The 23,254-nt window shown below is 70.2% G+C and carries 9 protein-coding genes (1 of these 9 cut by a window edge); 8 read left to right on the forward strand and 1 reads right to left on the reverse strand.

All coding sequences use genetic code 11. The annotated features are described in order from the left end of the window. The 8 genes from EJP69_RS13695 to EJP69_RS13730 form a co-directional block, all read left to right on the forward strand. Nucleotides 1–3,344, forward strand: partial view of a non-ribosomal peptide synthetase gene (locus EJP69_RS13695; protein ID WP_126470632.1) — the 3' end only. Its footprint begins 12,775 nt before the window's first position; the window shows 3,344 of its 16,119 coding nt (coding positions 12,776–16,119); its start codon lies beyond the left edge, outside the window; its stop codon occupies nt 3,342–3,344. After that, a complete protein-coding gene (locus EJP69_RS13700) occupies nt 3,341–6,886 on the forward strand; it encodes a non-ribosomal peptide synthetase (RefSeq protein ID WP_126470634.1) in 3,546 nt (1,181 codons plus the stop codon). Before EJP69_RS13695 ends, EJP69_RS13700 begins: the two co-directional genes overlap by 4 nt. Continuing rightward, nucleotides 6,883–15,225 (forward strand): non-ribosomal peptide synthetase, encoded by an 8,343-nt coding sequence (locus tag EJP69_RS13705; RefSeq protein WP_126470636.1) that lies wholly within the window; start codon nt 6,883–6,885, stop codon nt 15,223–15,225. Before EJP69_RS13700 ends, EJP69_RS13705 begins: the two co-directional genes overlap by 4 nt. Then, on the forward strand, nt 15,222–16,202 hold the full coding sequence (locus EJP69_RS13710; RefSeq protein ID WP_126470638.1) for a TauD/TfdA family dioxygenase: 981 nt from the start codon (nt 15,222–15,224) through the stop codon (nt 16,200–16,202). Before EJP69_RS13705 ends, EJP69_RS13710 begins: the two co-directional genes overlap by 4 nt. Nucleotides 16,203–16,235: 33 nt before the next feature. Further along, a complete protein-coding gene (locus tag EJP69_RS13715; RefSeq protein WP_126470640.1) occupies nt 16,236–17,150 on the forward strand; it encodes a TauD/TfdA family dioxygenase in 915 nt (304 codons plus the stop codon). Further along, nucleotides 17,147–18,319: a hypothetical protein gene (locus EJP69_RS13720; RefSeq protein WP_126470642.1), complete on the forward strand. Its 1,173-nt coding sequence runs from the start codon at nt 17,147–17,149 to the stop codon at nt 18,317–18,319. Before EJP69_RS13715 ends, EJP69_RS13720 begins: the two co-directional genes overlap by 4 nt. A gap of 22 nt (nt 18,320–18,341) precedes the next feature. After that, nucleotides 18,342–19,757, forward strand: coding sequence for an alpha/beta hydrolase family protein (locus EJP69_RS13725; RefSeq protein WP_126470644.1), 1,416 nt, complete (start codon nt 18,342–18,344; stop codon nt 19,755–19,757). Nucleotides 19,758–19,999: 242 nt separating this feature from the next. Then, nucleotides 20,000–21,016: a patatin-like phospholipase family protein gene (locus tag EJP69_RS13730; protein ID WP_093198886.1), complete on the forward strand. Its 1,017-nt coding sequence runs from the start codon at nt 20,000–20,002 to the stop codon at nt 21,014–21,016. A gap of 32 nt (nt 21,017–21,048) precedes the next feature. Here EJP69_RS13730 and EJP69_RS13735 read toward each other — a convergent pair whose 3' ends face one another. Then, nucleotides 21,049–23,193 (reverse strand): glycoside hydrolase family 3 N-terminal domain-containing protein, encoded by a 2,145-nt coding sequence (locus tag EJP69_RS13735; protein WP_126470646.1) that lies wholly within the window; start codon nt 23,191–23,193, stop codon nt 21,049–21,051. Between the last annotated feature and the right edge of the window lie 61 nt (nt 23,194–23,254).

Raw genomic sequence — 23,254 nt, forward strand, 5'->3', positions numbered from 1 at the left:
ACGACGGCTTCTTCGACCTCGGCGGCCATTCGCTGCTGGCGGTGCGCATGATCTCGCAGCTGCGCCAGCGCTTCGGCATCGAGCTGGCGCTCACGACGGTGTTCGCGCGGCCACGGCTCGCGGAGCTTGCCGCGGAGGTGATGCACGCAGTGCCCGATGTGGCCGACCCGATCGTCGCCGCGGAGCGCGGCGTGCTGCTGCCGCTCTCGCATTCGCAGCAGCGCCTGTGGTACGTGACGCGCATCGACGCGCAGGCCGGAGCGGCCTATCACCTGCCTGCGGCGCTGCGATTGCGCGGTGCGCTGGACCGCATCGCGCTGCAGCGCGCATTGGACAGGATCGTCGCGCGGCACGAGTCGCTGCGCGCGCGCTTCGTAGTGGTTGACGGCCAGCCGCGCCAGCGCATCGAAGAGGCGCAGAGCATGGCGGTGAGCCTTCATGAGATCGACGGTCTCGACGAACTCGGCAACAGCACCCTGCGCGCGCTGTGCCAGGCCGAGGCCGCCGCGCCGTTCGACCTGGAGCGCGAGCCGCCGTTGCGCGTACGCCTGCTGCGACTGGCCGCGGATGAGCATGTGCTGCTGCTCACGATGCATCACATCGTCTGCGACGGCTGGTCGCTGGCTGTGCTGGCGCACGAGTTCTCGGCGCTGTACGGCGCGTTCAGCCGTGGCGAACCCGATCCGCTGCCGGCGCTGCCGATCCGGTACGGCGACTACGTTGCATGGCAGCGGCGGCGCCTGCAGGGCGAAGCCGCGCAGGCGCAGCTGCGCTACTGGGTGGATCGCCTGCGCGACGCTCCGCCGCTGATCGGCCTGGCCACCGACAGGCCACGCCCGCCGCAACAGGACTATCGCGGCGCCAGCATCGAGGTCGACATCGACGAGGCACTGACCCGCGAACTGGGCGCCCTGGCGCAGCGCCACGGTGTCACCGTCTACATGGTGGTGCTGGCGGCATGGGCGGCGGTGCTCGCGCGCCTGGGCGGCCAGCCGCGCGTGGTGCTCGGCAGCGCCGTCGCGGGGCGCGACCGAGCAGAGCTCGAGCCGCTGATCGGCTTCTTCGTCAACGCACAGGCCCTGCGCTTCGATGTCGACGAGGGCCTCGACGTGGGCGGGCTGCTGCTGCAAGCGAAGCAGGTCGCGCTGGAGGCCCAGCAGCACCGCGACGTGCCCTTCGAGCAGGTGGTGGAAGCGCTGAACCCGCAGCGCTCCAGCGCCTTCAACCCGGTCTACCAGGTCCGGCTGGCATGGCAGAACACGCCGCGCGCACGGCTGGCGCTGGAAGGGCTGGAGTTCGACAACCTCGCCAGCCATGCGGGCAGCGCGCAGTTCGATCTCTCGCTCGACCTGGAACCCGAGGACGATCGCATCGTCGGCCAGTTCAACTACGCCACCGCGCTGTACGACGAGGCCACGGTGCGGCGCCACTGGCATGCACTGGTGGCGATGCTTCGCGGCATGGCAGCCGATGCCGCCGCGCCGGTGGAGCGCATCGGCCTGATGGCGCCACGGGAGCGCGAGCAGGTGCTGCACGGCTTCAATGCCGCAGCCGGTGAAAGCGGCGAAGGTGAACTTCTGCATCGCCTGTTCGAGGCGCAGGCCGCGAGCCAGCCGCGAACGCTGGCGCTCGCGTGCGAAGACGAAGCGCTGGACTACGCCACGCTCAACGCCCGCGCCAATCGCATCGCCCACCACCTGCGCGGCCTGGGCCTGCGTCCCGACGACCGCGTCGCGCTGTGCCTGGAGCGCAGCGTGGACATGGGCGTGGCACTGATGGCCACGCTCAAGGCCGGCGGCGCCTGCGTGCCGCTGGACCCGGTGCATCCCGACGACCGACTCGCCCACATGCTGCGCGACAGCGTGCCGGTGGCGGTGCTGACCCAGACCCGCCTGCTGGGGCGCCTGGCGGTGCCCGAAGGATGCGCGGTGCTGGTGCTCGATGGCGCCACGTCTCCATGGAGGGATGAGCCAGGGCTCGACCCCGATCCCGGTGCTGTGGGGCTGACCCCGGCGCACCTGGCCTACGTGATCTACACCTCGGGCTCGACCGGCGAGCCCAAGGGCGTGATGGTCGAGCACCGCAATGTGCTGAACTTCCTGCGCGGGATGGAGCAGCGCATCCACGGGCCCGCGCCTGACTGCAGGCGCGTGGCTTGGAACTCCTCCTTCGGCTTCGACATGGCCGTGAAGGCCTGGGGCCAGCTGGCCTTCGGCCGCAGCGTGTTCCTGCTGCCCGAGCGCACCCGTCTCGATGCGCAGGCGCTGCTCGATTTCCTGGAGCGCCACGCCATCGAGGCGATGGAGTGCACGCCCTCGCACCTGCGCATGCTGCGCTCGACGGGATTTCCGCAGCGGCGCGGCACCTCGCTGCGCAAGCTGCTGCTGGGCGGCGAGGCGCTCGACGCCGATACCTGGCAAGCCCTTGCCGAGGCCGGCTCGGTGCAGTTCCACAACATGTACGGCCCCACCGAATGCAGCGTGGATGCCACCTGCGGCCCGGTCGCAGGCGCGGTGCCGCACATCGGCCGGCCGATGCCGGGCGCGCGCGTCTATCTGCTCGATGCGCATGGCGAGCCGGTGCCCATCGGCGTCGCGGGCGAGATCCACATCGGTGGCGCCGGTGTCGCGCGCGGCTACCTTGGGCGACCAGAGCTCACGGCGGAGCGCTTCCTGCCCGATCCCTTCGATGCCGGCGGCGGCACTCGCATGTACAGGACCGGCGACCTGGGTCGCTGGCGCGCCGACGGCAGCATCGAGTACCTGGGCCGCAACGACCACCAGGTGAAGATCCGCGGCTACCGCATCGAGCCCGGCGAGATCGAGGCAAGGCTCGCGCGGCTGGACGGCGTGCGCGAGGCCGTGGTGATGGCAGACGCGAGTCAGCCCGGTGAACCTCGCCTGATCGCCTACTTGCTGGCAGAGCAGGGCATGACACCGGAGCCTTCCGAGCTGCGCGCGCAACTCGGTGCGCAGCTGCCCGATTACATGCTGCCCGCCGCCTACGTGGTGCTCGCGGCCTGGCCACTGAACGCCAACGGCAAGCTCGACCGCAAGGCACTGCCGCCACCCGACGACAGCGGCCTTGCGCGTCGGGCCTACGCCGCCCCGCAGACCGAAATCGAAGTCCGGCTGGCGGCGCTCTGGGGCGAGCTGCTCGGAGTGGCGCAGGTCGGCCGCCACGACAATTTCTTCGAGCTCGGCGGGCATTCGGCGCTCGCGATACAGCTGATCCACGCCATGGGCGAGCAGCAACTGCAGGTCGACGTGCAGATGGTGTTCAACGCGGCGACGCTGGCCGAGCTTGCCGCGGCCACCGTGCAGATCGAGGAGATCGTCCTGTGAGCCATCAGAACGTGACATCGTCGGAGCTGCTCGAAGCGCTGGCTTCGCGCGGCCTCACGCTGCGCCTCGACGGCGAGAAGCTCGCGCTGCAGGGCGACGCGCGGCTGCTCGCCGACACGACACTGGTGCAGGCGCTGCGCGAGCGCAAGGCGGAGCTGATCGCGCTGCTGCGCGAGGGCCGGCGCGTCGATCGGCTCGACTACCGCATCGACGAGTCGGCAGAGGCGATCACGCCGGAGATGCTGCCGCTGCTCGCGCTGGGGCAGGACGAGATCGACCGCCTCGTGGCGAAGGTGCCCTGCGGCGTGCGCAACGTGCAGGACATCTATCCGCTCGCGCCGCTGCAGGAGGGCATCCTGTTCCATCACCGCCTTCACCGCGAGAGCGAGGACGGAGGCGACGCCTACGTCATGCCGACCCTGCTGCGCTTCGACAACCGCCAGCGGCTCGAACGATTCGTTGAGGCACTGCGCGAAGTGATCGCGCGCCACGACATCCTGCGCACCAGCGTTCATTGGGAAGAGCTGCAGCAACCCGTGCAGCTGGTGCAGCGCGAGGCGAATCTGGAGATCGCGATGCTGGCCTCGGCGCCTGCCGAAGTGGCGCGGGAACGGTTGCGCACGCTGGCCGATCCGCGCAGCTGCCGCCTCGACGTGCGGCGCGCCCCGATGCTTTGCGGCCACGCCATCGAGGAAGGGAGCCGCGGGCGCTGGCTGCTGCAGCTGCTGCACCACCACTTGATCCTCGACCACACGGCTTCTCAGCTGCTGGTGCGCGAGGTCATGCTGATTCTTCAAGGGCGTCGCGATGAATTGCCCGTGCCGGTGCCCTTCAGGCGCTTTGTCGCGCAGGCACGGCAGGCCGGGGCGGAGACCGTGCATGAAGCCTATTTCCGTCGCGTGCTGGGCGATGTGGATGCAACCACCGCGCCCTTCGGGCTGGACGAGGTACGCGGCGACGGCAGCGGCGTGCTGCAGTCGCGCGCCGAGCTGGAACCCGGGCTCGCGCGGCGCCTGCGCGAACAGGCGCGCCTGCGCGGCGTGGGCGCGGCCAGCGTGTTCCATCTGGCCTGGGCGCTGGTGCTGGCGCGCTGCAGCGCCCGGGACGACGTGGTGTTCGGGACGGTGCTCTTCGGCCGCCTGCAGGCCGGCGCCGAGGCGACGCGGGCGATGGGCATGTTCCTCAACACGCTGCCGCTGCGCGTGCGCATCGACGACGACACCGAGGCCGCGCTTCGCCGCGTGCACGCCGACCTGGCCGAGCTGCTGCACCACGAGCATGCCTCGCTGAGCCTCGCGCGGCGCTGCAGCGGGCTGCCGGCCGATGCACCGCTCTTCACCAGCCTGCTCAACTACCGCTACAGCGAGCGTCAGGGCGAAGACGGTGCCACGGGCGTGCCGGGCATCGAATCGCTCGGCGGCCACGACCGCACCAACTATCCCTTCGTGCTGCACGTGGACGACCACCGCGACGGCTTCGGCATCACCGCCGAGATCGACCGCAGCGTCGATGCGCGGCGAATCCGTGGCTTCGTCGAGCAGGCGCTGCGGTCGCTGGTCGATGCGCTCGAGGCAGAGCCCCGGCGGCCGCTGCGGCGCATCGACGTGCTGCCGGAAGACGAGCGCCGGCAGGTGACTGGCGATTTCAACGCGACTGCTGCGGACTACCCGCACGGCCTGCTGCACCAGCTGTTCGAGCGCCAGGCCGCAAGGAGTCCCGACGCAACCGCCGTGGTGTTCGAAGGCCGCAGCCTCAGCTACACCGAACTCGATGCACGCGCCGACCGGCTGGCGCTGCAACTGCGTGCAATGGGCGTGGTGCCCGACGCGCGTGTGGGCATCTTCATGCAGCGCAGCGAGATGCTGGTCGTGGCGCTGCTGGCAGTGCTGAAGGCAGGCGGTGCATACCTGCCGCTCGATCCCTCGCATCCTCTGCGACGGTCGCTGCAGATGATTGAAGAAGCCGGCCCGGTGGTGGTGCTGGCCGACGCCGAAATTGCATCTGCCTTGCCGGCGATGGTGCGCACGCTGTCGGTGGATCGCGACGATCCCATGGAGGCATTCGCCGGCACCGAAGCCGATGTACCCGACACAGGTCTTCACGAAAGCCATCTCGCCTACGTGATCTACACCTCCGGCTCCACAGGGCGGCCCAAGGGCGTGATGAACGAGCACCGGGGCATCGTCAACCGCCTGCACTGGATGCAGCAGGCCTACGCATTGACGCCGGACGACGTGGTGCTGCAGAAGACGCCGCTGGGCTTCGACGTGTCGGTGTGGGAGTTCTTCTTGCCTCTGATGGCGGGCGCGCGGCTGGTGCTGGCGAGGCCCGACGGACACAAGGACCCTGCCTACCTCTGCGAGCTGATCCGCGCGAGCGGCGTGACGACGCTGCACTTCGTGCCCTCGATGCTGCAGCTCTTTCTTGCCCGGCTCGATGAAGCCGGCAATGTGGCCGCCTGCGCCAGCCTGCGGCGCGTGGTCTGCAGCGGCGAGGCGCTTTCCGTCGGGCTCGCGCGCCGGTGCCGCGAGAGCCTGTCGCACGTGCAGCTCCACAACCTCTACGGCCCGACCGAAGCAGCGGTGGACGTGAGCGCCTGGACCTGCGGGAGCGACGACGGCGATTCGGTGCCGATCGGCAAACCGATCGCCAACACCCGCCTGTACCTGCTCGACGATGCGCTGCGCCCGGCACCGGTCGGCGTTGCCGGCGAGCTCTACATCGGCGGCGTGCAGGTGGCGCGCGGCTACCTGAACCAGCCGGAGCTGACGGCGCAGCGCTTCATCGCCGATCCTTTCGGCGGGAGCGGCCGGCTCTATCGCAGCGGCGATCTCGGCCGCTGGCGCGTCGACGGCGCGATCGAATACCTGGGCCGCGCCGATTTCCAGATCAAGCTGCGCGGGCAGCGCATCGAGCCGGGCGAGATCGAAACGCGGCTGCGCGCGATCGACGGCATCGCCGACGCGGCGGTGCTGGCGCGCGAGGACCGGTCCGGCACGCCGTCGCTGGTCGCGTACGTGGTGCCGGCCGCGTCAGGAGAAGCGCTGGAGCCCGCGCGGCTGCGCAGCCTGCTCGGCGAGCACCTGCCCGAACACATGCTGCCCGCCGCCTATGTGCGCCTCGCTGCGCTGCCGCTGAGCGCCAACGGCAAGCTCGACCGCAAGGCGCTGCCCGCGCCGGGGGACGAAGCCTTCGACCGCCGCGCCTTCGTGCCGCCGCAGGGCGAAGTGGAGCAGGCCCTGGCCGCGATCTGGTCGCGGCTGCTGGGCGTGGAGCGCATCGGCCGTCATGACAGCTTCTTCGCGCTCGGCGGGCATTCGCTGCTTGCGGTGCAGATGCTGGAGCAGCTGCGCAGGCGCGGCTGGGCCATCGACGTGCGCGCGGTCTTCGCCCGGCCGGCGCTGGCAGCGATGGCTGCCGCCGTTCGCACCGCACCGGACGTGGCCGAGGTCCACGTACCGCACAACGCCATCCCGGCCCACTTTGCCCAGCAGGAAGCCGGATGGGACACCGAATCGGAAACTGAGGAGTTCAGACTGTGAATCTGGAAGTCGCGAGCACGCAATCACTGGACGCGCCGGCCCTGATCGGCCTGCTGGAAGAGCGCAGGGTTTTGGCGCGGATCGAGCAGGGCGAGCTGGTTCTGAAGGCGCCGCGCGGCGTGCTGACCCCCGGCGTGATGGCATTGCTGAAGCTGCACAAGCAGGCGCTGATGAGCTGGGTCGCCGCCAACGATGATCGCGCCGCTGCAGCAACACGGCAGCAGGAGCAGCAACCGCGCATCACCCCGCGCATGTTGCCGCTGGTGAGGCTGGAGCAGGCGCAGATCGACCGCATCGTCGCCGCCACGCCGGGTGGTGCGGGCAATGTGCAGGACATCTATCCGCTCGCGCCGCTGCAGGAGGGCATCCTGTTCCATCACCTGCTGCAGCAGCAGGGCGACGCCTACCTGACCCGGCTGCTCATGGCCTTCGACAGCCGCGAGCTGCTTGATCGCTTCGTCGCCGCGATGAACGACGCCATCGCGCGCCACGATGTGCTGCGCACCGCCGTGCAGTGGGACGGCTTGCCCGAGCCGGTTCAGGTGGTGTGGCGCCGGGCGCGGCTGGAAGTCGAGACGCTGGAGTTCGACGGCGGCGATGTGCAGGCTCGGCTGCAGGCTCACGCCGACCCGGCCCGCTATCGCCTCGACGTGCGCCGCGCGCCGATGATGCGCGGCTTCGCGGCCTTCGATGAGGCGGAAGGTGGACGCTGGCTGCTGCAGATGCTCTATCACCACCTGGCGATGGACCACGTCACGCTGGAGCTGCTGGCCCACGAAGTCGGCCTGGTGATGCAGGGCCGACGTGCCGAGTTGCCGCAGCCCGTGCCCTTCCGCAACTTCGTCGCGCAGGCTCGGCTGGGCGCGCGCGAAGCCGAGCATGAGCAGTTCTTCCGAGCGAGGCTGGGCGACGTCGTGCAGCCGACCGCGCCCTTCGATCTGCTCGACGTGCAGGGCAACGGCAGCGACGCGGTGCAGGCGAAGCTGCGGCTCGAACCGGCGCTGTGCGCAGACCTGCGGCGCGTGGCGCGCGGGCGCGGTGTCGGCGCCGCGTGCGTGTTCCACCTGGCCTGGGCGCAGGTGCTGGCGCGCTGCAGCGGCAACGACGGTGGCGACGTGGTGTTCGGCACCGTGCTGCTCGGCCGCCTGCAGGGCGGCGAAGGCGCCGACCGCGCGATGGGCATGTTCATCAACACCCTGCCGCTGCGGGTGCGGCTGGAGGGGCTCAGCGCGGGGGCAGCGCTCGGCGAGACGGCCGCCGCGCTCGCGGAACTGCTGCGCCACGAGCACGCGTCGCTGACGCTGGCACAGCGCTGCAGCGGCCTGCCCGCGAACACGCCGCTGTTCTCGGCGCTGCTGAACTACCGCCACAGCCGCGAGCAGGCGGTGCAGGGCGAGGAGGGCATCGCCGGCATCCGTCATCTGGAGAGCCGCGACCGCACCAACTACCCCTTCGTGCTGCATGTGGACGACCACGGCCAGGGCTTCTCCATTACCGCCGAGATCGTGAAGCAGGTGGACGCCGAGCGCATCGCCGGCTGGATGCGCGAAACCCTCGAAAACCTCGTGCGCGCGCTCGACCAGGCGCCCGACACGCCGATGCGTGACGTCGAGACGCTGCCAGCGGCCGAGCGCGAGCAGGTGCTGCACGGCTTCAATGCCACCCGCCGTGACCATGGCGATATCGGCAGTGGTGGCGAACTGGTGCACACGCTGTTCGAGCGCCGGGCCGACAGCGACCCCCACGCGGTCGCGCTGGAATCCGCCACCGAACGATTGGGCTATGGCGAGCTGGAAGCCCGTTCGAACCAGCTGGCCCATCATCTGCGCACGCTCGGCGTGGTGCCCGATCAGCGCGTGGCGATCTGCCTGGAGGGCGGAGCCGCATCGGTAATCGCGATCGTGGCCACGCTCAAGGCTGGCGGTGCCTATGTACCGCTGGATCCGGCGCTGCCCGACGAACGCCTGATGCACATGCTCGCCGACAGCGCGCCGCGCGTGCTGCTGACGCAGGAGCGGCTGGCCCATCGCCTCGCCGTGCCACCGACCTGCGAGCGCGTGCTGCTCGACGACATCGCCGCCGCGCCATGGGCGCAAGCCACCGCGCCCCGGCCCGACCCGCACGCGCTGGGCCTGCGCGGCGAGCACCTGGCCTACGTGATCTACACCTCCGGCTCCACCGGCGCGCCCAAGGGCGTGGCGATGCCGCACCGTGCGCTGGTCAACCTGCTGGCCTGGCAGCGCGAGCAACTGCCCGACGCTGCGCGCACCCTGCAGTTCGCGGCGCCGGGCTTCGACGTCGCGTTCCAGGAAATCTTCTCCACGTTGGCCACGGGCGGCACGCTGGTGCCGTTGCCCGACGAGTTGCGACGCGACCTGCCCGCGCTGGCCGGTTGGCTCGGCGAGCAGGGTGTCGAGCGGCTCTTCCTGCCCTTCATTGCGCTCAACGCCTTGAGCGAGCTGTGGTCGCAGCACGGGGCAGCGCTGCCGCCGACGCTGCGCGACCTGATCGTCGCGGGCGAGCAGCTGCGCATCACCCCGGCGATACGGCGGCTGTTCGAAGGCAACGGCAAGGCGCGCCTGCACAACCACTACGGTCCGACCGAGAGCCACGTGGTCACGACATACACGCTCTCAGGCCCCGCTGAGGAGTGGAGCGACCTGCCGCCCATCGGCACGCCAGTCGACAACTGCCGGCTGTACCTGCTCGACGCGCAAGGCAGGCCCGTGCCGCGCGGCGTGGCGGGCGAGATCCACATCGCCGGCGCGCAGGTGGCGCGGGGCTACCTCAACCAGATCGCGCTGAGCGCCGAACGCTTCCTGCGCGATCCGTTCGCGGACGACGAAGTCGCACGCATGTACCGTAGCGGCGACCTCGGCCGCTGGCGCGACGACGGCACGATCGAATACCTCGGGCGCAACGACTTCCAGCTCAAGATCCGAGGCCACCGCGCCGAACCCGGCGAGATCGAGGCTCGCCTCAACGAGCTGCCCGGCATACGCGAGGCGGCGGTGGTCGCGCGCGAGGACGTGCCCGGCGAGAAGCGCCTTGTCGCCTACATCGTCGCGGACGGCGCGCACGACGCCATCGACCCGGCCGGGCTGCGCCAGCAACTGGCCGCGCGCCTGCCCGAGCACATGCTGCCGGGCGCCTTCGTGCCGCTCGGGGCCCTGCCGCTGACGCCGAACGGCAAGCTCGACCGCAAGGCGCTGCCGGCACCCGAAGGCCTTGCCTTCGCCCATCGCAATTACGAGGCGACGATCGGCGAGATCGAGGACACGCTCGCGCAGATCTGGTGCGAGCTGCTCGGCATGGAGCGCGTCGGGCGCAACGACAATTTCTTCGAGCTGGGCGGTCACTCGCTGCTCGCGGTGCGGCTGGTCTCGCAGCTGCGCGAGCGGCTCGGCGTGGAGCTGCCGCTGCCGGTGCTGTTCACGCATCCACGGCTCGCCGACCTGGCGCGCGACGTGGCCGAGGCGAGCCAGAACACGCTGGGTGCGATCGCGCGCGCCGACCGCTCGGCGCCGCTGCCGATGTCCTTCGCGCAGCAGCGGCTGTGGTTCATCGCGCGGATCGATCCTGAGGCGAGCAAGGCCTATCACGTGCCCGACGCGGTGCGGCTGCGCGGTCCGCTGGACACCGCCGCGCTGCAGGCCGCCTTCGATCGCATCGTCGAGCGCCACGAGGTGCTGCGCACCCGCTTCGTCGGCATCGGGGGCGAGGCGCGGCAGGTCATCGACGAGCCGCGCGGCTTCGCGCTGCTGCATGAAGACCGGCGCGGCATCACCGACGAGGCGCTGGAGCGCATCGTGCGCGAGGAGGCGCTGCGCCCGTTCGATCTCGCGCTGGGGCCGCTGATCCGGGGCCGACTGCTCGTGCTGGGGCCCGACGATCACGTGCTGCTGGTGACCATGCACCACATCGTGTCCGACGGTTGGTCGGGCGGGGTGCTGGCGAAGGAGTTCTCTGCGCTGTACGGCGCTTTTCGCGAAGGCCGCTCCGACCCGCTGCCGCCGCTGGCCATCCAGTACGCCGACTTCGGCATGTGGCAGCGCCAATGGCTGCAGGGGCCGCTGCTGCAGCAGCAGTTGGAGCAATGGGTGCGGCAGCTGCGCGGCGCGCCGGCCTTGCTCGACCTGCCGACCGACCGGCCGCGTCCGCCGGTGCAGGACTATCGTGGCGCCAACATCGCGGTCGAACTCGACGCCGTGCTGGGCCAGGGCCTGCGCGCACTGGGCCAGCGCCATGGCACAACGCTTTACATGACGCTGCTCGCGGCATGGGCGGTGGTGCTGGGCCGTCTGAGCGGGCAGGAGCAGGTGGTGATCGGCAGCTCGCACGCCGGCCGCAACCGCGTGGAGGTCGAGCCGCTGATCGGCTTCTTCGTCAACACGCAGGCGCTGAAGATCGACCTCTCGGACAGCCCGGGCGTGGGCGCGCTGCTGGCACAGGCGCGGCAGACCGCGGTGCAGGCCCAAAGCCTGCAGGACGTGCCATTCGAGCGGCTGGTGGAGGCGCTCAACCCGCCGCGTTCGCTGGCCCACCATCCGGTGTTCCAGGTGATGCTGTCGTGGCACAACACGCCCGAGGCCGGACTCGACCTGCCCGGCCTGCAGGCGCAGAGCCTGGGCGGCGGCGCGGACAGTGCGCAGTTCGAGCTCTCGCTGGAGCTGCGCGAGAACGGGGAGGGCATCGCCGGCCAGCTCAACTACGCCTGCGCCCTGTTCGACGAGGCCACGGTGCGCCGCCAATGGCGTTGCCTGGAAGCGGTGCTGCGCGCCATGGTCGCCGACGACAGCCAGCCGGTGGACCGCATCGACCTGCTCGACGCCGACGAGCGCGCGTCGATCGTGGAAGGCTTCAACGAAAGCCATGCCGCCACAGCCCAGCCGGTGCTGGTGCATGCGCTCATCGAGGAACAGGCGGCGCGCCAGCCCGATGCGCAGGCGATCGAATACGCGGGCCAGAGCCTGGGCTACGGCGAGCTCAATGCGCGCTCCAACCGGCTCGCCCATCACCTGCGCGCGCTCGGCGTGAAGCCCGATGACAGGGTTGCGATCTGCGCCGAGCGCAGCCTCGAGATGGTCGTGGCGATGCTGGCCACGCTCAAGGCCGGCGGCGCGTACGTGCCGCTCGATCCGGTCCATCCGGACGAGCGCCTGGCGCAGATGCTGGAAGACAGCGGCGCGGTCGTGCTGCTGACCCAGCAGCGCCTCGACGCACGGCTGCAGGCGCCGCAGCGATGCGCTCGCGTGCTGCTCGACGCCGAACAGCCAGACTGGGCCACGGCGCCGTCCACCAACCCGGACCCGGCCGCTGTCGGCCTCACGCCCTCGCACCTGGCCTACGTGATCTACACCTCCGGATCGACCGGCGAGCCCAAGGGCGTGATGGTCGAGCACCGCAACGTGGCCTTCTTCCTGCGCGCGATGGAGGCCTGCGTGCACGGCACGGCACCCGATTGCCGGCGCGTGGCGTGGAACTCCTCCTTCGGCTTCGACATGGCCGTGAAGGCCTGGGGGCAACTCGCCTTCGGCCGCAGCGTGTTCCTGCTGCCCGAGGCGGACCGACTCGGCGCGCAGGAGCTGCTCGGCTTTCTGGAAACCCATCGCATCGAGGCGATGGAGTGCACGCCTTCGCACCTGCGGCTGATGCAGGGCGCGGGCCTCCTGCAAGGCCGCGCGCCGAGTCTGCGCAAGCTGCTGCTCGGCGGCGAGCCGATCGACGCGGCCACCTGGGGCACGCTGGCGGCCGTCGAAGGGCGGCTCTTCTTCAACATGTACGGGCCGACCGAATGCACCGTGGACGCAAGCTGCGGGGTCATCGACGGACGCCGTCCGCACATCGGGCAGGTGATGCCGGGCGCGCGGATCTACCTGCTCGACGCGGCGGGGCAGCCGGTGCCGGTCGGCGTGGCGGGCGAGATCCACATTGGCGGCGCCGGCGTCGCGCGCGGCTATCTCGGCCGGCCGGAGCTGACCGCCGAACGCTTCCCGCGCGATCCGTTCGTTGCCGACGACGCACAGGCGCGCATGTACCGCACCGGCGACCTCGGCCGCTGGCGCGAGGACGGCACGCTCGAATACCTCGGCCGCAACGACCAGCAGATCAAGCTGCGCGGCTTCCGCATCGAGCCCGGCGAGATCGAGGCGCGGCTCGCACGGCTGCCGGGGGTGCGCGAGGCGGCGGTGGTCGCGCGCGAGGACAGCCCCGGCGACAGGCGACTGGTCGCGTACGTGGTGGCAGGCACGGAGACGCCCGACCCGTCACAGCTGCGCGCTGGCCTGGCCGCGCACCTGCCCGAATACATGCTGCCTTCGGCCTTCGTGACGCTAGCTGCGCTGCCGCTCACGCCCAACGGCAAGCTCGACCGCAAGGCGCTGCCGGCGCCCGACGCTCAGGGCCTGGCGCTCGGCCGCTACGAGGCGCCGCGGGGCGAGGCGGAATGCACCATCGCCGCGCTGTGGTCGCAGCTGCTGGGCGTCGAGCGCATCGGCCGCCACGACAACTTCTTCGACCTGGGCGGCTACTCGCTGATGGTGTTCCAGGTCATCGAGGGCCTGAAGCAGAAGGGCTACGAGGTCGCGCTGCAGGACGTGCTGCTGGCGCAGCAACTCAGCGCGCTGGCCGAGCTGATCGGCAAGCCGCGCGAAGACATCGCGGACCTCGGTCCGAACGCACAGTGGGTGACCATCCGCAAGGGTGGCGCCACGCGGCGCGCGCTGGTGTTCATCCACGAACCCAGCGGCGAGGTGCTGTCGTACGAGGGGCTGGCGCGGCACGTCGATCCGGAAGTCGGCCTCTACGGCATCCGCGCCGACCGCGACGCGGTGCAGGCCGGAAGCCGCTACGAGGACCTGGCCGCTGGCTACGTGCGCCTGATCCGCGAGGCGCTGCCGCAGGGGCCGTACCGGCTCGCGGGCTGGTCGGCCGGCGGCGTGCTGGCCTTCGAGGTCGCGCGGCAGCTGCTCTCGGCGGGCGAGCAGGTCGAGTTCCTCGGGCTGATCGACAGCTGGCACCGCAGCGAGGGCGAGCGCGGCATTTCCGAACTGGGCGAGCAGGACCGCAAGCTGCTGCTGGTGGCCTTCGCCGAGTACTACGGGCGCAAGCTGGAGGCGGGCGAGATCGAGCGGCTTCTCGCCGCCGACGGCCTGCCCGCCTCAATCGCGCTGGCGCGCGCCGAGGGGTGGCTGAAGAAGGACATGAGCCCGGCGGAGTTCGACGCGCGCGCGGGGCTCTGGTTCGAGCTGCGCGCGGCGGCGCATCGCTATCACGCGCGGCCGCTGGAGATCGATGCGCATCTGTTCTCGGCGCTACCCGGCGGCGATGCGGGCGACCCGGCCAACGGCTGGAGCGCGGTGCTCGGCAACCGGCTGCAGGTGCATCCGGTAGGCGGCGACCACTGGAGCATCATGATGGACGGCCGACACGCAGCGCGTGTGGGTGGGGCGATCGACTCGATCCTCGAGCGGCTCGACGGCACGCAAGCGCAGCCGGCCACGGCCAACCGCCCGCCAGCGCCAGGTGCCGTGGTGACCATCAGAAGCAGCGGCAGCAGCTCACAGGCACGCAAGGTGTTCTGCCTGCCGGGTGCGGGCGCCAACGCAACGTCGTTCCTCGACTTCGCTTCGCGCAGCCCCGGCGACGCCAGCTTCATCGGCCTGGAGGCACCCGCGCTGCTGGGCCGCGATGGCGAGCCGCCGACGCTGCAGGAGGCGGCGCGGCGGCATGTGGATGCGATACGCGCGCTGCAACCGCGGGGGCCCTATCACCTGATCGGCCATTCCTTCGGCGGTTGGGTCGCGCTGGAAACGGCACGGCAACTGGCCGAGGCCGGTGCCACGGTCGCACCGGTGGTGCTCGTTGACACCGATGCGCCGCGCGCCGAAGGCTTCGGCGACCGCGCCCACGCGCTGCGCGAGTACCTGGCGCTGATCCGGCTGCAGGGCGGAAAGGAGCACGGGCTCGACGCCGGCACGCTGGCCGCGCTGCCTGCCGGCGAGCAGACGGCATCGGTCTTCGAGGCCATGCGGCGCGCCCGCCTCCTGCCGCCCAGTGCGCGGCGCGCGGACTTCGCGCCGGTGCTTGAGATGTTCTGCCGCCAGTGCGCGATCGGCTATCGCCCCGAGGGCGAGTTCACCGGCCTCGCGTTGCTGCTGCGGGCGGTTTCCGATGATGGAGACGAATCCGTGAGTCTCGACGCCTGGCGCACGCACGAGCCCCGGCTGCGCAGCTTCGACGTGCCCGGCAGCGATCACCTGTCGATCCTCAGGCAGCCGCACGTCGATCGGGTGATCGAGATCGTCGGGCGGCACTGGTACCTGGGGCGGCGCGCATGAGCGGGGCGGCAGCAACCGTCGCGGACCTGCGCGAGGCCGAAGACTTCGACGACGACTTTCCGCATCTCATCCACGCCGATGCGGAGCTGGCCGGCGGCAGCGCAGCCGATGGCGAAGGCTGGTTCGGTGAAGCGATGCCGCGCCTGGAGCCCATGCTGCTGCGTGCCGGCGCGCTGCTGTTTCGCGGTTTTCCGTTGCACGAGGCCGAGGACTTCCGGCGCGCGGTCGCGGCGATGGCGTCGCAGCAGCTGCGCGACTACGCGGGCGGCACCTCGCCGCGCAGCAAGGTGGCCGACGGCGTCTACACCTCGACCGAGTACCCGAGGCAACTGGAGATACCGCTGCACAACGAGATGTCGTACAGCCTGCGCTGGCCGCAACGCCTCTACTTCTTCTGCGCGACCGTGCCGCAGACGGGCGGCGAGACGCCGCTGGCCGACTCGCGGCGCGTGCTGCAGGCAATGCCGGCCTCCATCGTCGAGGAGTTCGAGCGTCGCGAGCTGATGTACGTGCGCAACCTCGCACCGGCGCACGCGCCCTACAACGCCTGGAGCAAGGCCTTCGAGACCGCCGACCGCGAGCAGGTCGAGGCGCATTGCCGCGAGCTGGACATCGGCTGCGAGTGGCAGCCCGGCGGCGGCCTGCGCATCCACGAGCGGCGGCCGGCCACGCGCGTGCATCCGCTGAGCGGCGAGCGCGTCTGGTTCAACCAGGTGCACCTGTTCCATGCCTCCAACACGCCGATGGGCGGCAAGGTCGATGCGCGCATCGAGGCCGGGCTGCCGATGGCGGCGTACTACGGCGACGGCGGCCGCATCGACAGCGCAACGCTGGCCGACGTGCGCGAGGTGCTGCGCGCGCAGCGGCGCACTTTCGCGTGGCGCCAGGGTGACCTGCTGGTGGTGGACAACCTCCTCGCGGCGCACGGGCGGCTGCCATTCGACGGGCCGCGCCGCATCCTGGTGGCCATGTCCTGAAGAGATCAACGAACCGAAGGTGTGAACGAACCCATGCAAATCACTTCAGCTTCCCGCGAGCCGCTCGCGCCCTGGATACGGCAGAACCGCGATCGCATCGACGAGGCGCTGTGGAGGGAAGGCCACGTGCTGTTCCGCGGCTTCGAGGTCGGCGGCCTGCCCGGCTTCGAGGACTGCGCGGTCTCGGCCTGCGACGCTCTCTACAGGCACTACGGCGACCTGCCGCTGGCCAGCGCGAGCGACAACGTCTACTTTTCCACGCCGTACCCCAGGCACCTGGAGATCCGCTTCCACAACGAGGCCTCGCATACGCAGAGCTGGCCTTCGCGCCAGCTGTTCTTCTGCCTGGAGCCGGCCACCGAAGGCGGCGAGTGGACCCTGTCGGACGGACGCCAGGTGATCGAGCGGCTGCCCGCGCAGATGCTAGAGCGCTTCCGCGAGCTGGGGCTGGTCTACCGGCGGCGCTTCATCCGAGGGCTGGACACCTCGTGGCAGCAGTTCTTCAAGGTCGAGACCCTGCGGGAGCTGCGCGTGAAGATCGCGGGCAGCGGGCACGAGATCGACGCGATCTCCGAGAACGATCTCACCGTGTCGTACCGCACCCATGCCGTGCTGCGCATTCCCCAGCGCGGCACCGAGGCCTGGTTCAACCAGATCCTGCTGCACCACCCCGACGCACTGCCGGCCGAGGTCGATGCGATGCTGGGCAAGCACTTCCGCCGCGACCAGTTTCCGCGCACGGTGTTCTTCGGCGACGGCAGCCCGATACCGGCCGAATGGGTGCGCACCATCGACCGGGTGCTGATGGAGTGCTCGATCCGCATCCCCACCGAGGCCCACGACGTGCTGCTGGTCAACAACCTGCTGATGGCCCACGGGCGCCTGCCGTACAGCGGCAACCGCCAGGTGCGCGTGGCGCTCGGCGACATGCGCGAGGTGGCCGCGTGATCCGGCGCCAGCACGTCGCCGCCGACTTCTTTCCGGAGGCCGAGGCCATGCGCGCGGCCTACGAGGAGAAGGTCGGCAGCGCCTACCGGCAGTCGGTCCAGTGGCAGTACTTCTGCGATCCGCGCATGTACACCTACCTGCGCACGACGCCGCAGCAGGTGTTTCCGCTGCCGCTGTGGCGGCGCTTCGACCGGCACCTGAGGCAGTGGTGCATGGAACACGCCGGCCTGATGCCGACCGGCGAGCCCAACCTGCACCTGATGGTCAACGGCTGCACGCTGGGCCTGCACAGCGACTTCCAGAACGGAACGCTGGGCTTCGTCTACTCGCTCACGCGCTGGCAGTCGCGCAAGTTCGCCGGCGGCGAAACGCTGCTGATGCGCGACGGCGTGCCCAGCTACAAGAAGCACCACGTGCACGGCGAGGCGCTGTACGAGCTGGTGCCGGCGCAGTTCAACCAGCTGCTGCTGTTCGACGACCGCATCGTCCACGGCACGCCGACCATCCAGGGCAGCATGGACCCGCTGGAAGCGCGCATCGCGCTGGTCGGGCACCTGCGCGCCGCTTCGCCCGTGGTGACGGGGCCGCTGGACGAGGCGGCCGCGCGGGAAGTGGTCACCGGATTCCATCGCGCGCTCGCGGAGCCGCTGAAGCTCTTCAGGGACGTGCAGGGCGTGATGAGCTTCCGCCTCGCGGTGGCGGCAGGCGGCGGCGTGGAGTCGGTCGAGGTGCTGACCGACAACTTCGTCACCGCGCAAAGCGGCTATGAGTCCGACGACGAAGTCGCGGCGGCGCGCGCGCTGGTGCTCGATGCGGCGGCGAAGCTGCGCTTTCCGGCTGCAGGCGGGCCGTCGAAGCTCGTCGCCCCGGTGCTGCTGCCGTTGCCGGAACTGCGGCCGATCGAGATCGCCGTTGCTCATGCGGGACGCCCGGCCTTATTGCGCGAAGCGCTCAAGGCACAGCTGAAGGAGGTAGAGGCACTGGGCTTCAGGATCGAGCCGCAGGGCGACGACTTCGCGGTGCGCGAGCCGCTCGCGGGCACGATCAGGATCGAGAGCCATCGCATCGTCGCCTCCTTCGACGCGCCGATGTGGGTGCCCTCGCAGCGCGAGCATTTCCAGGCCGCGCTGAACGAGAAGCTGGGCATGCTGGCCAGGTACGCCGGCTGACGGACGACAACGGAGCCGGGCGATGTCGATGCTCGATGGCGCGATCGTCCTGGTCGCGGTCGGCCTTGCGCTGATCGCGGCGGCGACGAGGCGGGTGAATGGGCGCGTGGTCATCGCCGTGTCGGCTGCGTTGCTGGTGGCTTGCGTCTTCCAGCTCCGGCGCGAGGGCCTCTATTGGCAATACCTGCCTGTCCATGCGCTGCTTGCGGCACTGCTGGTGCTGGGCTGGAGGCGAAGCCGGCCATCGCCGCGACGCGCGCTGGCATGGCTGGGTCGTGGCGGCGTGGTGGGGCTGGCCATGGTCACGCTGCTTGCGTGGAGCTTCGTGCCGGTGCCGGAGCTGCCCGCGCCGCGCGGGCCTTATGCGGTCGGCACCCAGGTGTTCCGATGGGTGGACGGCGAGCGGGCGGAAGATGCGACCGCCGATCCGGATGACCGGCGCAACGTCGTGGTCCAGGCCTGGTATCCGGCGGCGTCAGGGCAGGGCGTTGCGCCGCGCTACATCGACGGCCTCGGCAGGCTGCCGTCCTTCGTGTCGCTGATACCCGGACTGGTGATGCAGCGCTACGACCGGATCGACACGCATGCACGCGTGGACGCGCCGGTGGCCACGCAACGGACGCGCTGGCCGGTGGTGCTGTTCTCGCCGGGGTATGGCGCGTCGCGCGCGTTCTATTCCGGACTTCTTGCCGACCTGGCGAGCCGTGGCTTCGTGGTGCTCGCGCTGGACCATGCCTACGAAGCGCCGGTGGTCGAACTGGCCGACGGCAGGCTCGCGACGCCGGTCGAGCGCTTCCTGCCCGACGACCCGGATCGCCTGCACTACATGAGCGAACGGCAGTCGGTGCGGGCGGCCGACCTGCGCTTCGTCGCCGGACAGATCGGCCGGCCTGGCGCCTTCGGCCCGCTGCTGTCGGGGCGGCTCGATCCGCAGCGCATCGCCGCGATCGGCCATTCCTTCGGCGGTGCGAGCGCGGTCGAGGCGGCCATGGGCGATGCGCGCATCCGTGCGGTCGCGAACATCGACGGCACTCTGTACGGTCGCGCTGCCATCGACCCGATGCCGGTGCCGATTCTTCTGCTGGAAAGCGATCATCGCGAGACGCGGCATTCGCGGCACTACCTGCAAGGCAATCTCTCGCTCGTGCAGCATGCGCGCGCGGGTGGGTATCGCTACCAGATCGCCGAGGCGAATCACTACGGCTTCACGGACGTGCCGCTATACCTGTCGGCGCCGGCGCGCTTCGCCGCCGCGGTGCTGATCGGCGGGTCGCGCGGCCCCGCGCTTACGCAGGCGGCCGGCAACGACCTGCTGGCTGCGTTCCTCGCGGGGCCGTTGCTGGATGCGCCGGCCGATGTCGCTGCTGCGGCGGCGCGGCATTCCGGGCTGGGCGGCGGAGCACTATCGTCGCGATCGGGCGAAGGGACTCGACCGTAGTCGAACTGATGCCTTTTTCATTGGGCCCCGGCAGCCTCGGGAGTCCTTAGGTTCTCATTCCCGTTCGATGCGATCCGAGCCTGCGAATCTGTAATGGGACGAAATGGATCGACGCATGAAGAGGGGCCACAGTGCCCTGGCCTTCGATTTCCGTCAGGGCGTGAAGGCAGGTGAGTAGTGGGGGAGAAGGAGAGGAGGAGAAGGCGCGCTGACATCCATTCACCCGAGCAAGGAGCACAGCCATGTCTTTCAAGATTCTCTGCTGCGACGGCGGCGGCATTCGCGGTGTCATCACGGCACTGATGATCCAGGACCTGGACAAGAGTTTCGGCATCGTCGCCAACGCGAACGGTTTCGCCGGCACTTCCACCGGCGGCCTGATCTCGCTGGGCCTCGTGAACGACGTGGGCATCGACGCCATCGTCGATCTCTACGAGACCAAGGGTTCCACCATATTCAAGCCCAACGGCTGGCTGCTGGACGCACAGGCCAAGCAGCAGGACAAGGCACCCGCGCAGTCGCCCGAGGAGCTGCTGGGCAGCGGCCCGGGCATCTTCAAGTGCCAGTACGTCAACACCGGCCTGCAGTCGGTCGCCGAGACGCTGGTGGGCAACGGCGCGCTGTCCTCGGCGAGCCGCTTCGTGGCGGTCAACTCCGCGCGGCTGTGGGACGCGAGTCAGAACAGCTGGGAGCCGTGCACCATCTCCAACGGCCCGAGCAACGCCTATCGCGGCATCAGCATGGTGGAGGCCGCGCTGGCCACCTCGGCTGCGCCGACCTACTTCCCGCCTTACCAGGTGGGCGACTTCGGCTACTTCGCCGACGGCGGCACCTTCGCCAACAACCCTTCGATGACGGCGATCGTGGAAGCCATTTACCAGGGCTACGCCAGCGCCACGTCGGACATCGTGATGCTGTCGCTGGGCACCGGCGCCAACCCGGTGGGCGTGCCGACCAGCGCCGTGCCGAATCCGCTCGACTGGGGCGTCACGCATTGGCTCTGGCCGTTCAGCAATGGCGTGGTGCCGGCCACGGCGCTGCTCAATCTCACGATGGACGCCACCGCGGAACTGGCGGCGACCCAGGCCGGCCAGCTGCTCGGCGGCAACTACATGCGCGCCAACCTGCCTCTCGCCCAGCCGTTCGGCCTGGACGACTACAAGAACGTGGGCGAGCTGGTGAGCGCGACGCTGAACTACATCGAGACCTCGACGCAGTGGGCGCAGGTGCGCAGCTGGGTGCAGGAGAACTGGACCTGACCCGGCCGTTGCCTGCCGCCCGGGCCGGGGCTTCAACGCAGCTCGACGGTCTGGCGCAGCAAGCCTGATTGCTCGGCGCTCGGCCCGACGAGGATCTCGACCTCGCCCGCCTCGAACAGGGGCTGCAGGTCCGGCCCGAGATAGCGCAGCTCGGACGCCGGCAGCTCCAGGCTCACCGAGCCGGCTTCGCCGGGCTTCAGCCGCAGCTTCGCGTAGCCCTTGAGTTCCAGCAGAGGCCGGGTGACACGGCCGAGCTTGCCGCGAGCGAACAGGAAGACAGTCTCCTCGGCCTCGCGCGCGCCGACGTTGCGCAGCCTCACGCCGATCTTCAGCGTGTCCTGCTCGCTCACGTTCCGCGGCTCGACAAGAAGCTCGTCGTAGACGAACCGGCCGTAGGTCAGGCCATGGCCGAAGGCATACAGCGGCGAGTTCTCGACGTCCTGGTACCTGCTCGTGAAGTAGTCGGCAGGGTTCATCGGCCGGCCTGTGGGACGCTGGCCGAAGAAGATCGGCACCTGCCCCACGGCGCGCGGCCAGCTCATCGGCGTGCGGCCGCTGGGCGACACCTGGCCAGTGACAACGTCGGCGATCGCATGGCCGGCTTCGACGCCGAGGAACCATGCTGCCAGCAGCGCATCGGCGTTTTGGGAGAGCCAGGGAACGACGAGCGGGCGACCCGAGAACAGGATCGCGACGACGGGGATGCCGAGCGCGTGCGCGCGTGCCGTCACAGCTTCGGCCAAGGCCTGTTGCCGGCCCGGAAGCGCCGGCGTGGCTCGGCTCGCCGCCTCGCCGCTCATCGTTGCACGCTCGCCCAGGCACAGCACGACGGCCTCGGCGCCGTCGCACAGCGCGACGGCGGCTTCGATGCCGCTGTCGTCGTCGCTCTCGATGGCGACGCCCGGCGCGTGGCGTATGTCGGCCTGCGGCAGCGCGGCGCGCAGGCCGGCCAGCACCGTGACGGCTGGCTCGTGCTCGCCGGCACCCCACCACGGGCCTTTCATCTCGGTGACTGCATCGGCCAGCGGGCCGATGACGCACAGCGTCTTTGCCATCGCAGGCAAGGGCAGGGTGTCGCCCTCGTTCTTCAGCATGACGATGGCCTTGCGCGCGGCGTCGCGCGCCACCGCGTGCCGCTTCACGACGACCTCGGCTGGTTCGGGCGTCGCGCCGCGGCGGTAGGGGTCGTCGAACAGGCCGAGCTGCTCCTTGAGCCGCAGCACGCGGCGCACGCTCGCATCGATCTCCTCTATGGTCACCCGTCCCTGCTCGAGCGCGACCGGCAGACCCTTGCGGTATGCGTCGGCCATCATGTCGATGTCGACGCCGGCCTTCAGCGCCAGCACCGCGGCATCGACGAGATCGGCGGCCACGCCGTGCTTGATCAGCTCCGCGATCGCGTTGTAGTCGCTGACGATGACGCCGTCGAAGCCCATCTCGCCGCGCAGCCAGTCGCGCAGCAAGGGGATGTGCGCCGTCATCGGCACGCCGTTGAGATCGGTGAAGGCCGGCATCAGCGTCGCGACGCCGGCGCGCACGGCTGCCGCGAAGCCCGGCAGATGCACCTCGTGCAAGGTGCGCTCGGAGATGTCGACCGACGCATACTCGCGCCCCGCATTGACCCCGCCATATGCGACGAAATGCTTCGCGCAGGCGGCCAGCGATTCGGCCGACGACAGGTCGGCACCCTGGAAGCCGCGCACCTTGGCCTGCGCGATGCGCGCGTTGAGCCAGGGATCTTCGCCGGGCCCTTCCGCGGTGCGGCCCCAGCGGGGATCGCGCGATACGTCGAGCATCGGCGCGAAGGTCATCGCCAGGCCGTCGGCTGCGCCTTCGCGCGCGGCCTCGCGCGCCGTGCGCTCCCAGAGCTCTTCGTCGAAGGCGCCGGCCTCCGCGAGCGGGATGGGGAAGAGCGTGCGATGGCCGTGGATGATGTCCAGGCCGATCAGCAGCGGAATGCCCAGCCTCGACTTCTCGACGGCCAGTCGCTGCATCTCGTGCGTGGGCCCGGGGCCCACCATGTTCAGCAGGTTGCCGACGGTGCCGTCGATGATCGACTGCGTGGAGTCTCCCGCGAGCACCGGTCCGGTGACCGTGTAGCTGGAGGCAGTCATCGTCAGTTGGCCCAGCTTTTCGGCAAGCGTCATCCGGGCCATGAGGGTATCGATGCGACTCATCAGGGATTTCGAATAGAACCCAGGGGACCTAATGATGGCATGCTGCGGGTGAGGACCATCG

Origin of the sequence: Variovorax gossypii (assembly GCF_003965815.1) — a bacterium.
Taxonomy (GTDB): domain Bacteria; phylum Pseudomonadota; class Gammaproteobacteria; order Burkholderiales; family Burkholderiaceae_C; genus Variovorax; species Variovorax gossypii.